The organism is Paracoccus wurundjeri (genome assembly GCF_030678915.1).
Taxonomy (GTDB): domain Bacteria; phylum Pseudomonadota; class Alphaproteobacteria; order Rhodobacterales; family Rhodobacteraceae; genus Paracoccus; species Paracoccus onubensis_A.
Genome location: NZ_JAUUTZ010000007.1, coordinates 114,047 through 125,574, shown reverse-complemented (window position 1 = coordinate 125,574; position 11,528 = coordinate 114,047). Strand labels below are relative to the sequence as shown.

General features: G+C 55.8%; 11 protein-coding genes. 9 read left to right on the top strand and 2 right to left on the bottom strand.

Annotated features, from left to right (window positions below):
* Together Q0601_RS09145 and Q0601_RS09140 are read left to right on the top strand one after the other, a co-directional pair.
* The gene (locus tag Q0601_RS09145) at window positions 1–1,185 is read left to right on the top strand and encodes an acyl-CoA dehydrogenase family protein (protein ID WP_305289359.1); all 1,185 of its coding nucleotides are present in this window, start codon (window positions 1–3) and stop codon (window positions 1,183–1,185) included.
* Between the two features lie 5 nt (window positions 1,186–1,190).
* Window positions 1,191–2,276: an acyl-CoA dehydrogenase family protein gene (locus Q0601_RS09140; protein WP_305289358.1), complete on the top strand. Its 1,086-nt coding sequence runs from the start codon at window positions 1,191–1,193 to the stop codon at window positions 2,274–2,276.
* 100 nt (window positions 2,277–2,376) lie between these two features.
* Here the strand turns inward: Q0601_RS09140 and Q0601_RS09135 are convergent, their stop codons facing one another.
* Window positions 2,377–3,072: an NUDIX hydrolase gene (locus Q0601_RS09135; RefSeq protein WP_305289357.1), complete on the bottom strand. Its 696-nt coding sequence runs from the start codon at window positions 3,070–3,072 to the stop codon at window positions 2,377–2,379.
* Complete coding sequence (locus Q0601_RS09130; RefSeq protein ID WP_305289356.1) at window positions 3,069–3,494, bottom strand: DUF983 domain-containing protein; 426 nt, start codon at window positions 3,492–3,494, stop codon at window positions 3,069–3,071. Before Q0601_RS09130 ends, Q0601_RS09135 begins: the two co-directional genes overlap by 4 nt.
* 130 nt (window positions 3,495–3,624) lie before the next feature.
* Between Q0601_RS09130 and Q0601_RS09125 the strand changes: the two genes are divergently transcribed.
* The 7 genes from Q0601_RS09125 (at window position 3,625) to Q0601_RS09095 (ending at window position 11,503) form a co-directional block, all read left to right on the top strand.
* Window positions 3,625–3,915, top strand: coding sequence for a DUF3572 domain-containing protein (locus tag Q0601_RS09125; RefSeq protein WP_305289352.1), 291 nt, complete (start codon window positions 3,625–3,627; stop codon window positions 3,913–3,915).
* Between the two features lie 68 nt (window positions 3,916–3,983).
* Complete coding sequence (locus Q0601_RS09120) at window positions 3,984–5,591, top strand: diguanylate cyclase domain-containing protein (protein ID WP_305289350.1); 1,608 nt, start codon at window positions 3,984–3,986, stop codon at window positions 5,589–5,591.
* Window positions 5,592–5,648: 57 nt separating this feature from the next.
* On the top strand, window positions 5,649–6,263 hold the full coding sequence (locus tag Q0601_RS09115; protein ID WP_305289348.1) for a nicotinate-nucleotide adenylyltransferase: 615 nt from the start codon (window positions 5,649–5,651) through the stop codon (window positions 6,261–6,263).
* Window positions 6,260–7,699 (top strand): D-alanyl-D-alanine carboxypeptidase/D-alanyl-D-alanine endopeptidase, encoded by a 1,440-nt coding sequence (gene dacB, locus Q0601_RS09110; RefSeq protein WP_305289346.1) that lies wholly within the window; start codon window positions 6,260–6,262, stop codon window positions 7,697–7,699. Before Q0601_RS09115 ends, dacB begins: the two co-directional genes overlap by 4 nt.
* A 296-nt stretch (window positions 7,700–7,995) precedes the next feature.
* A complete protein-coding gene (locus Q0601_RS09105; protein WP_305289344.1) occupies window positions 7,996–9,108 on the top strand; it encodes a DUF4123 domain-containing protein in 1,113 nt (370 codons plus the stop codon).
* Complete coding sequence (locus tag Q0601_RS09100) at window positions 9,105–10,757, top strand: hypothetical protein (RefSeq protein WP_305289342.1); 1,653 nt, start codon at window positions 9,105–9,107, stop codon at window positions 10,755–10,757. The genes Q0601_RS09105 and Q0601_RS09100 overlap by 4 nt, the downstream gene beginning before the upstream one ends.
* Entirely contained in the window at window positions 10,754–11,503 is a 750-nt protein-coding gene (locus Q0601_RS09095; RefSeq protein ID WP_305289340.1) for a hypothetical protein, read from the top strand. Before Q0601_RS09100 ends, Q0601_RS09095 begins: the two co-directional genes overlap by 4 nt.
* Window positions 11,504–11,528: the final 25 nt, after the last annotated feature.

Here is an 11,528-nt window from a genome sequence, read left to right as displayed (position 1 = left end):
ATGGATCTGGAATTCACCCCCGAAGAGCGTGCTTTCCGCGATGAGGTCTGCGCGTTCCTGAAGAAGAATCTGCCCGAAGAACTTGCCGAGAAGGTTTCCGCCGGCAAGGAGCTGACGAAAGAGGATTTGCTGCGCTGGCAGTCCATTCTTCATGACCGCGGCTGGCTTGCGGCGACTTGGCCCAGGGAATATGGCGGCACCGGCTGGAATGCTGTCGAACGGCATATCTTCGCAGAGGAATGCGCATTGCATTCCGCACCGCGCCTGCTGCCCTTCGGATTGAACATGCTTGGCCCGGTCCTGTTCAAATTCGGCACGGAAGAGCAGAAGCGTGATATCCTTCCCGGAATTCTGGACGGCAGCGACTGGTGGTGTCAGGGCTATTCCGAGCCCGGTGCGGGTTCGGATCTGGCCGGTCTGAAGACACGGGCGGTTCGCGACGGCGATCATTACGTCGTCAACGGCCAGAAAACCTGGACCACGCTGGGCCAGCACGCGAACAAGATTTTCTGCCTCGTCCGAACCTCGACCGAAGGAAAGCCGCAGGAGGGTATCAGCTTTCTGCTGATGGACCTGAATACTCCGGGTATCGAGATGCGCCCCATCCGGCTGATCGAGGGCGGAAGCGAAGTGAACGAAGTGTTCTTTACCGATGTCCGCGTTCCTGTTTCCAATCTTGTGGGTGAGGAAAACCAAGGCTGGACCATCGCCAAATATCTGCTGACGCATGAGCGGACGAATATCGCCGGCACCGGGTTTTCCATCAAGGATATGGAACGCTATCACCGCCTGTCCCGCCAGATCACCCGTGATGGAAAGCGGATAGCCGATAATCCCGTCTATGCCGCCCGCGCCGCCGAGATCGAGGCGGAACTTGAAGCGATGCGCATCACTAATCTGCGGATGCTTGCCAATGCCCGCGAGGGTGCGGCCGGCGGGCGGGAAAGCTCGATGCTCAAACTGAAAGGCACTCAGGTCCGGCAGGCCATTCAGGATCTGTATCGCTCGGCCTTGGGCCACAATGCAGCCCCGATGGCCTCGGAGCTTTCCGAAAACGAATTGGCGGTGCCGGTCGAGGCGGCCCGCGCGGCGCCGGTTTACTTCAACCACCGCAAATTGTCGATCTATGGCGGCTCGAATGAAATCCAGCGCAATATCGTTGCCAAAGAACTGTTCCGGGGGTGATGTGAATGGATTTCAATCTCTCTGACCACCACCAGATTCTGGCGGACAGTTTGCGCCGGTTTCTGGCCGATAATTATAAGTTCGAAACCCGCAACAAACAGGTCTATGCCGAACCCTGGCATTCGCAGGAAATCTGGTCGGAGCTGGCCGATCTGGGTGTGATGGGTGCTTTCGTTACCGAAGAGCAGGGCGGCTTCGGAGGTAGTGCCGAGGATGTCCTGGTCATCTTCGAGGAAATCGGCCGCGGTCTTTGCGCCGAACCACTTCTGGGAAACTTGCTTGGCATTCGCCTGCTGGCGGCACTGGGCCGCCGTGAGATGGTGGATGATATCGTCGCCGGAGCCGCCCGGACGGCGCTTGCCGTCTATGAACCGCAGGTAGCCTGCGATCTTTCTTATCTCGAGGCGACTGCACGGAAAAGCGGTGATGGATGGCGTCTGACCGGACGGAAATCAGCTGTATATGGTGCGGTCGGGGCGGATCACCTTCTGATCGCGGCCCGCACGGATGACGGTATCGGGCTGTTCCTGCCCGAAAATCCCGAACTGATTTCGGCCACCATGGTCGATGGCGGAAATATCGCCGATCTGATCATGGACGATCTGCCCACAGAATGCGTTTCCGCCGATTGCCGCAACGTATTGGAGAATGCGCTTGATCTTGGCCGTATCGCGCTTTGTGCCGAGGCGGTCGGCGTGATGACCCGACTGACTGATCTGACCGTGGATTATCTGAAGCAACGCCAGCAATTCGGCAAGCCGCTTGCTGCATTTCAGGCCTTGCAGCACCGGGTCGTGGATATGCTGGTCGAACTGGATCAGTGTCGCTCGATCACCATCGCGGCGGTGGCGGCATTCGGCGGCGGCGATCAGTCCCGCAGGGTGTCGCAGGCCAAGAATCTGATCGGTCGCATGGGTCGGAAAATTGCTGAAGAGGCGATCCAGATGCATGGCGGTATCGGCATGACATGGGAATATCCCGGCGCCCATTACGCCAAGCGGCTGGTCATGATCGATCATCAACTTGGCGATCACGTCGATCACGTGCAACGTCTGATCCTGATGTCGGATAAGCCAAACGCGTCAGCGTGAACACGAGCCGATACCGGCAAAGGGGTGCATGTCTTCTGTCGGCTACCGGACGAAAATGCATTCCGAGCGACCCGGTTCGACCGGAAAGAATGATGGCGCCTTATGCAATCTGGGCGAAGCGCGGCGACGCGGTGCGATTATCGAAGAAGGGCACGGTATCTGGCTGCGGAAGCGGCGCGTGATAGGGGACCGATCCGGTCAATTCGGTAATCTCGGCCAGCACGACTTCCGTGATGAAGGGAAGATTCAACGCTCGCGCCTCGGCTAGCGGAACCCAGTGAAGATGCGAAAGCTCGTCACAGGCGCGGCCAAAATCATTTGGATCCCCGCTGATTCTCTGCGCATCGGCAACAAAGAAGCGCGCGTCGAAACGCCGGGGCCGACCGGGCGGGGTAATGGCCCGGAAGACATAATGCAATTGCGAGGCATCCGGGCTCAAGCCGGTTTCGGCATATCCCGGCCATGCGCTTTGCGGGCCGTCCTGCAAGCCAATCAGCAGTCCGGTTTCCTCGGCCAACTCGCGTAGGGCGGCGGCGGAAATGGCATGCGGATCCGGTGATATGCCTTCGCGCGGTTCGGCAACAAGGCGCTGCCGGTGCAGTTCGCCAATCGGGCGGGCAAGGGGGCTTGCCGCGTCTTCGTGATCGACCGCACCGCCCGGGAAAACGTATTTTGAGGGCATGAAGGCCGCCTTCGCACCGCGCATTCCCATCAGGACAGAACTGCCGCTTTCATCACGCCTGACCAGAATGATCGTTGCGGCATCCCGGATCGGCGGATTTTCCAGTTGGTTCATGATGAAAGGGAGCCGGAGGCGGTTCCGGGGTCTTCGCTGAATCCATGCATGCGCCGTGCCCATTGCAGCCCGACCATGCCACCCTTGATCCGCGGCAGCAGAAGAAGCGAAAGGATCACGGTTCCAAGCCCGAATGTCAGGATCATTGTCATCGCGCTTGGCCTCCATGCGATATAAGAGGCCAGAAGCAGCGGCGCAGCAAGATGCGAGACCAGAAGGATCGTCAGATATGCCGGCCCGTCATCCGCGCGCTGATGGTGCAATGCCTCGCCGCAATTCGGGCAATGATCCGCGACTTTCAGGTAAGAACTGAACAGCCTGCCTTCGCCGCATGACGGACAACGACCTTTCACCCCGCGCATCATCGCTTCACGCAGGGGGCGTTCCTGTATGGCAGACAGGTTTGTATCGGTTTTGGTCATCGCAACATATTCCTTCGCTCGCACGGCCGTCGGAGCCTGAGCTCAACATAACGTCTTGACGCTGGCACCGCCATAGTTAGCAGTAAACCTGTGCAGATATGCCGCAGAGTCTCAACCTTTCGGAGGAGAAATGAGCTATAGCATCCAAGCGGCAGAACAGCTTGCGTTGCAGGCCCTGTCCCATATCGCCGCCCGCCCCGAACTGGTATCTGCATTATTCACCAGCAGCGGCCTTGATCCCGAAACATTGCGCAAGGCGGCCGAAAGCCCGGATTTTCATGCACATTTGCTTGATTTCCTGCTGGAAGATGATCGCCGGGTACTGGATTTTTCCCAGGCGATCGGCATCCGCCCCGAGGAAGTTCTGGCTGCTCGTACGGTGATTGGCGGGCCGGGCACTTTCGGTTGGGAGCCGGACTGAGTTTTAGGCGTCGCCTTTCGTACTTCCTTTACAGATAGGGATTATTGATCGTTCCAGCGGAGATATTCATGAACTGGCTGGTCCGACACTCTATCGAATCCTATATGCGACAAAATCACGGTCGGCAGTTTTTGGATTCTGCCTATTCAGCCATGGAAGCCGACTGTCATTTCTCATCCTTCTCGGCCCGTGACGGTATCGCATTGATTTCCAAGGTCGCACATCTGCTGGGGAAGCCGGAGACCGAAATATTCGGCGATTTTGGCGAATGGATCGCGCGTATAGAACCGGTTCGGAACGCGCTGCGCGTCATGGGGCGCGATTTCAGCGAGTTTCTGGCCAATCTTGGCATGCTTCCGGATCGCGTGAGTCTGGTATTGAACGAAGCCGCCGTTCCCCAACTGCGGGTCCACGGTGCTGGGGGCAAGGCGGTATCCGTGGAACTTCCGCCGGGCCGGGGTGGATGGAGCGATCTTCTGGCCGGAATACTGCGCGTGATGGCAAAGGATTACGGCGCAGATGCCGGGATCGTTGCAGGTGAAAACCACGTGGAAATCCGGTTGGGCGATGCGCGGCCCGCAATTTCGGCCATGGGTTGCAATGACGGCAATTATGAAGGTGCAAACGCCATGAAGGACGAATTGAAAACAGCTTCGTTCACCATAAGCGACGACGCTATCTCGATATTGCTGCCAATGCATCTTATCGTGGACGGGCAGGGAAACCTGTTGGGCGCGGGGCCGACTTCACGGAAGTTCCTGCCCGCCCATGCCAGCAACCTGGACGAGGTCTTTACGGTCATCCATCCGGTTTGCGCCGGCTTGGCGGTGGGGGTTCTGGATGATGCCGCTCGGCGTGATCTTCGATTGGAACTTCGCCTGAACGGATCTGCGCAGATCACATTATATGCTCACCCGGTCCGGATCGGGGCGGATCGGTTTCTTCTGGATTTAAGCTTTGGGGCGGGGCTGCCCGATGCGATAAAGAAGCTGCAACTGGACATTTCCGATTTTCCGGCCTCCAGCCTCGCATCAGAGCTGGTTTTTTTACATGACGCCAATCTTGCAGTCATGCGGAATTTGCGGCGACTGGAACAGGATTGTCACCGGGCGCAACAGAACGCAGATAACCGCGCAATGATGGATCCATTGACCGGATTGCTGAACTTTCAAGGCTTCGAAAAAGCATTTCCCGGCATGCCGGGCAGCGACCTGAAAAGGGAATACGGTTTTGCGCTGGCGCTGCTGGAACTGGAATATCTTGATGAAATGGTAGAATTTTATGGCCACGCGGCAGGTCATCGGATCATTGCGCGGGTTGGGCGGATCATCGGCGATGCGATGGCCAAGGGCGATATCGCGGCAAGGCTGGAATGGAACCGGATCGCATTGATCCTGCCCAATATTCACGACGGAATGCAGGCACGGGCACTATGCGAGCGTATTGCCTCGGCCATTGCAAAGCCTGTTCCTTGCGGGGAGTCTTACTGTCACGTCGCCGCCAATTGGGGTATTGTCATGTCGAGTGTCAACCCTGGTCGAAATCTCGAAGCAATGCTGTCGGATGCCGAGGCGGCGCTTGACGGTTCAAAGCGAAGTGGCGGCGGGCAGGTCACGGTACTGAACCTATCCGAAAATCCTTACCTTCGACCGCATGGCGGAACGATCTGGCAATAGTGGCCGCCGACAAGATCCTGCGTTGGCATTACCCGTCCGATTGGATAAATCGAGCGGATGATCGCAAAAACGCCCCTTGTCTTGCCGGGAATGCGTATCGGCCTGTTGGGCGGATCTTTCGATCCGGCCCATGATGGACATGTCCATATCACCGAAAACGCCCTGTGCCGGTTTGGGCTTGATCGGGTATGGTGGCTGGTCAGCCCCGGAAATCCGCTCAAGACGCAAGGCCCTGCACCGATCGATGCGCGGATCGACATGGCTCGGCAACTCATGCGTCATCCGAAGGTGGATATAACCGATATCGAGGCCCAGCTGGGAACCCGGCTGACCGTGGACACGATCGCGGCGCTGCAACGGCAATGTCCGGGCGTGCATTTCGTCTGGCTGATGGGTTCGGACAATCTGGTGCAATTCGATCGCTGGGATCGCTGGAACGAAATCGCGCAGCGTGTCCCGCTGGGAGTGCTGGCGCGGCCGGGATCGCGTCTGGCCGCACGAAGATCCCGGACTGCGCGGATATTACGCCGGTGGCGGCTGCCCGAGACGAATGCCCGCCTGTTGCCGGTCATGAATACACCTGCCTGGGTTCTGGCGAATTTGCCGATGTCGCATTTGTCGTCGACACTTATCCGGCTGGGGCGCAGCCCGCAAACTGAGGAAACAGGATGAGACGGTATTCACGACGCGAGTTGCTTCAGAGTGCCGTCGCTCTTGGACTGACGGCGCAAGGCGCCTTTGCGCAGGACGTTGAGGTCAAAGCGATCCCGAGGCAGGGGCTTGCCGCAAGGCCACCCGTCAAGCCGCTGCCGGATAGCCGGGCAGTTATCGCAGCCGCAGACCTGCCGGGGCGGGTCCGTTATGCGCTTTTTGATCCGGCTGCCGGACAGATGCTTGAGGAATACGAGGGCGCGGTACCCGTTCCTCCTGCCAGTACGCTCAAGACCATAACCGCGCTTTATGCGCTTGACCGTCTGGGTGCATCGCATCGGTTTCGCACTCGCGTACTGCGCTCGGACGGTATGCTGATACTGGCCGGAGGCGGAGATCCGGTTCTTTCCAGTGACGATCTGGCCGGTCTTGCGGGTGACCTGACTAAGGCCGGGGTTACATCGCCCCAGCGATTTGCGGTCTGGGGAGGCGCCTTGCCGCGGATCGAAGAGATCGCGCCGCCACAAGAAGATCATCTCGCCTATAATCCGGCGCTCTCGGGGATGATCCTGAATTTCAACCGCGTGCATCTTGGCTGGCGCCGGGCGAATGGCGATTATCAGATGTCTCTGGAGGCGCGCGCCGCCAGAAACTCGCCACGTGCCTATACCGTTACCGCCCAAGCTGCCGCACAATCGGATCTGTTCAGCTATCGCTTTGACGGAGACCATGAAATTTGGACCGTTGACCGTTCGGCCATGGGGCAGGCGGGGAGTCGCTGGCTGCCTGTGCGCCGGCCCGAACTATATGCCGGCGATGTGTTCCAAACCTTGTGCCGCGCCAGTGGCTTGGTTCTGCCTTCCCCCGAAGTGATCCAGGATATTCCGGCAGGTGAAGAGATCGCCAGCCATGAAAGCCCGCCACTCGGCGAAATCGTCAGGGATATGCTGTATTATTCGACCAACCTGACCGCCGAGGTGATCGGCCTTCATGCCAGTTCCGCACCCGATCTGAAAAGCTCGGCGAAGTTGATGCGGCAATGGGTGGAAACCCGGATCCAGCCCGCGGACATGACGCTGGCGGATCATTCCGGCCTGTCCGCGGATAGCAGGGTCACCGCGGCAGCCATGACAAGGCTCATGGCTGGCCCGGGACTGGACGCGAAACTTCAGGATTTTCTCAAACATGATCCGTTGGCCGAATCCGTGAAGACGGATACGAAGCCTAAGGCAGAGGTATTCGCCAAGACCGGGACGCTCAATTTCGTCTCGAATCTGGCGGGATTTGCGACGACGCCTTCCGGTCGCAGGCTGGCTTTCGCGATTCTCTGTTCTGACCCGGACCGGCACGCAGCAACACAAGGGCAGGACCTTCCCTCCGGCGTAATCGGCTGGACCCGGAAAGCCAAGCGGGTTCAGTATGATCTGATCGAGAATTGGATTATGCGCTTCGCTTGAATGTGTCGCGTTTTCAGTTGGAAGTGGCGGGCCACGACCGATGGTGATGATCACTACGTTTATGCTATAGCCCTTCTGTAAGAAGTAGCGGCAACGTTGATTACGCGTGTTGAGATGCTTGGCCCTCATAGACAAGGTTGTAAATACCTTGGAAGAAGTGCGCTGCCGCAGCAACACGATCAGCTTCACATGCCCGGGAACCTGAGATGCTGCGTGTGTTCGGCCCAATAGTCCTGCACGTTCATAATAGAAATAGGGGGACTCGACTTCGATACGTGAAGCTGTAGATTTCCAGCATGATTGAGACCGATAGCAGTAATGAGTTCGATCCCTGGCAGGTGCTGGAAGACGGATTTGTCTCCGAACGGAAAGCCAAGGATGTGAGGCACTCGCCTTTGCAGATCGCGCGTATCGGAAATGTCGAACCAATGGACCGGCAATTCGGTGTGCAGCCGAAGAAAACCGTCCCCGATAGTTTGCACGGGACGCTGTTCGATCAGCCCAACCCAACGGGCGCCGAGATTGAGGCAGCGGGTGGCGATCCTGCTGCCGTTCCGCCGATGCAGACTTACGCCATTCTCGATGCGGCCAAAATCGTGAACCTGCCGGAACTGCTAGGGGCGAGCGGGCTGGAGCATCGCTGCCTGTTCAAGGGCAAATCCTACGACAAGTTGAAGAATGTTGCGCCATGGATTGTGAGGCTGGAGGAAGGGAATGATTTCACCCGCCGCCTGTTCACCGGACCAGAAGGAATCAACGGGCTGTGGGATCAAGAGCTGGGGATCTACATTCGCTCACGCGCCGGATTAGATGACATTCGAAAGCACTTCCGCAAATTTACCCGCGTGCAGGATGAAAACGGGAAGTGGTTCTATTTCAGATTCTGGGAAAGCCAGCCGGCCAACAGCTATTTCCGATATATCCGAAATGATCAAGACCGAGTCCTGCGCTGGTTTTACGCAGAGAGACGACCTTTATCGGTTCTCATCCCAGATGCTGAAATGAAGGTGTTGAATATATTTACACCGGTGCTTCCCGGCACCGATAAGCGACCTAATGCACCATTCGTCTACGAAGAATATGAACGTGCAGCGCATCGCCAAGGTAAAACAGATCAGTATGAGCGTCGCCTGCGCAGTTACCTTATCAGGCAAAACGCAGCTTATGCCGGATTGAACGAAGAGCGCCAGAAAGAGCTTGTGAAAGTGCTGATCACTCAGGCAAGCCAATACAGCATCCGCTCTGAACGTGGCGTTGCGGGTTTCGCCTTCGCTTCTCTCCTGCACAGAAAGCCGCTAGGAGATAATCCAAGAATGGAGCAGGCATTACGCTCCACTAAACACGAGATTGACAAGGTCAAAGAGATTATCCTGTTGGTTGATCAAGAAAAAAGGCGTCTGAGATCATGATTGAAGAGAGCGAATTTTCAGATACGCAAGCGATTGATGATCCTTGCTTACCTTGCCAGCAGGGGAATTTGTTCTTTGCGGACATGACGCCGGAGGTCCAGAACCGGCTTCAATTTTCCGCCAGCGTGAACGGCAAGCAAACGCCGGTTCTGCCCGTGATGGAGGAATATCGCCGTCAGAACACGGCTGAAGGCACTACAAATGAGCTTCGCTTCTCGATTCAAGGGCAGTCCCACACCGTAATACGAGATCTTGCGGAATATCAAGTGAGTGCTCCCGAACAGCTTAAGGCAGGTCTGGCAATTGAGACTGACGAAATCGAATCCCTTCCGCCAGCTCAGTTTTATCCGCGTGGCGCACTTGCCGCGGCTCAGTACGCCAAGTGGAGATTCATGAGTGAAGGTGAAGTCGGCGCGCTCAGAGAAACAAGTCCTGATGATTGGATGGCTATGTATCAAGCTCATGGCGACATGGGTTTTCAATCGCATTTTGATGAAAACCCGCTTTTCCATACATCAGATCTGATACGGTATAGCGGAGATCTTGATCGTCGCCTGAATAATGTGCTGAGCCGAAGTCAACTCAGTCCCCGCGCGGCAGGCATCTTGACCGAGCGAACAGAACGTTATCGCGCTATTGTACAAGACGAAATCAGCCGCAGGGAACAGGGGAGAGGAGAAGGAGTTTTCGCCGTCGCTTTGGCGGAAAACTGCCCTGCGTCCGGAATGCCTGATGGGAGTTATTCGCTAACCCAAGTCACCGCTGATCAAGAAGTGTCATTGGCAGCATGTATCAGCATGGCATTCGAAGTTGCCTGGGGAGACTATCTGGAGCAAGTGCGAGCCCCAAAAAACGTCGAAGCTTCTCGCAACGCCGCGCAACAAACGGCGCTTCAGGGCCTGACAGCGGCTGCTGTTTCAACGTCAGCCCTAAGCGCACAGTTTCTGGCGGATCTGAATAAAAGTTTCCTACAAACAAGATCCCGCCGAACAGCGCAGCATTTGCTGGCCACCCAACCTACGTTCCGCGAATGGGCTGCTATGCTGCGCGGCTTTTGGCGTGAAATCGTCAATAATAATTTTGAGATAAGAACATCCCCAAACGGAACGAAGACCATTATCTTCAGCGGCAAAGCATCACTGCGTGCCCACTTGACCCGCGCAAGATATACCGGCGAACAGATGAGGGTTATAGATTACGCTGCACAGGGTAGCGCGCCATCGTGGCGCGGAGCAGGTGCCGCTGCGTTGCGAGGGGGAGTAAATCGGGCGTTTATCGCGGTCGGAGGCATCATCGAAATCAAGACATGGTTGGAATCCGAAACGGAAGATTGGGTGGATCTCATCGCGCGATTAGGAATGGTCATTGTGACCTCTGTAATAACTGCAATCGTTTCTGTGCTAATTGTTGCGAGCGCTCCAATCGTTATGACGGGACTTACACTCGCGTTGACGATAGCGGGTGTTTCAATTCTTGTTGGGGTGGTAATCGCATTCGTATTTGAATTTTTTCGTATCAGGCAAGGCTTGGCCGGCTTGTTACGGTTTTCTGGCAGACTTTTAATTTCGGCGCTGGAGGCAGTCTGGGGCTGGGTACGCTCAGCTTGGGTATCAGCTACCGCAGGTCAAACTACAGAGATCGTGCCATGAATGCTGTTGACGTGCCTCGATCGGTTAGGGCTGATAAAAATCAGGGATTATTCGCATTTGTGGTAACTCTGGGAGTGGTTTTTATTTTAGGCAACTTCTTCACAGCAAGCATTATCGGCTTTCAGTGGCTGTTATTACCCGCAATCTTTACAATATTATTCAGTGTGGCAAAGGTTATTGAGCGGCAGTTCCCTAACAATTGGCTGCATTTTATTGTGCAGCTGCCAATCTTGCTAGTTGGATCAATATGGTTAATTGACGTGGTTTTGATATTTGTGTACGGGCAGAGATTGCACGGCGCCTCGTTGGCAATACTATTCTTGGCGATAGCATACGTTGTGATTATAAATTTTCTAATTCTTCGCCATATGAAAACTGACGAAATAGTTAGATCAATGATAGATAGGGGATTAATAACTGTATCGAAAGAAACGATTTATTTTTTAATGCCTGATAAATTGGGGGCCGATGCGGGTTTACCAGGTTGGCTTTATAATTTGGTTCGAGTTGGAAGAGTTTTTTGGATTAGTGCCTGCATACTTGGAGTGATTATATACGGAACCGGTGTTTATTCCAGTGTCAATGCCACCGAGCGATTATTGAATATTACGGGTACGCTCGGGATCGGATTTGCCGTGTTAATTTCACGACTATGGCTTGTGCCTGTTTTTTTGGCTGTTCAACATAAATTCGAACGTGGTCCGCTTCCTCCTTGCCTTCTTAAGCAATCTCAAGCGGAAACATGATGCGGACATCGTCTGGAGTTGGATG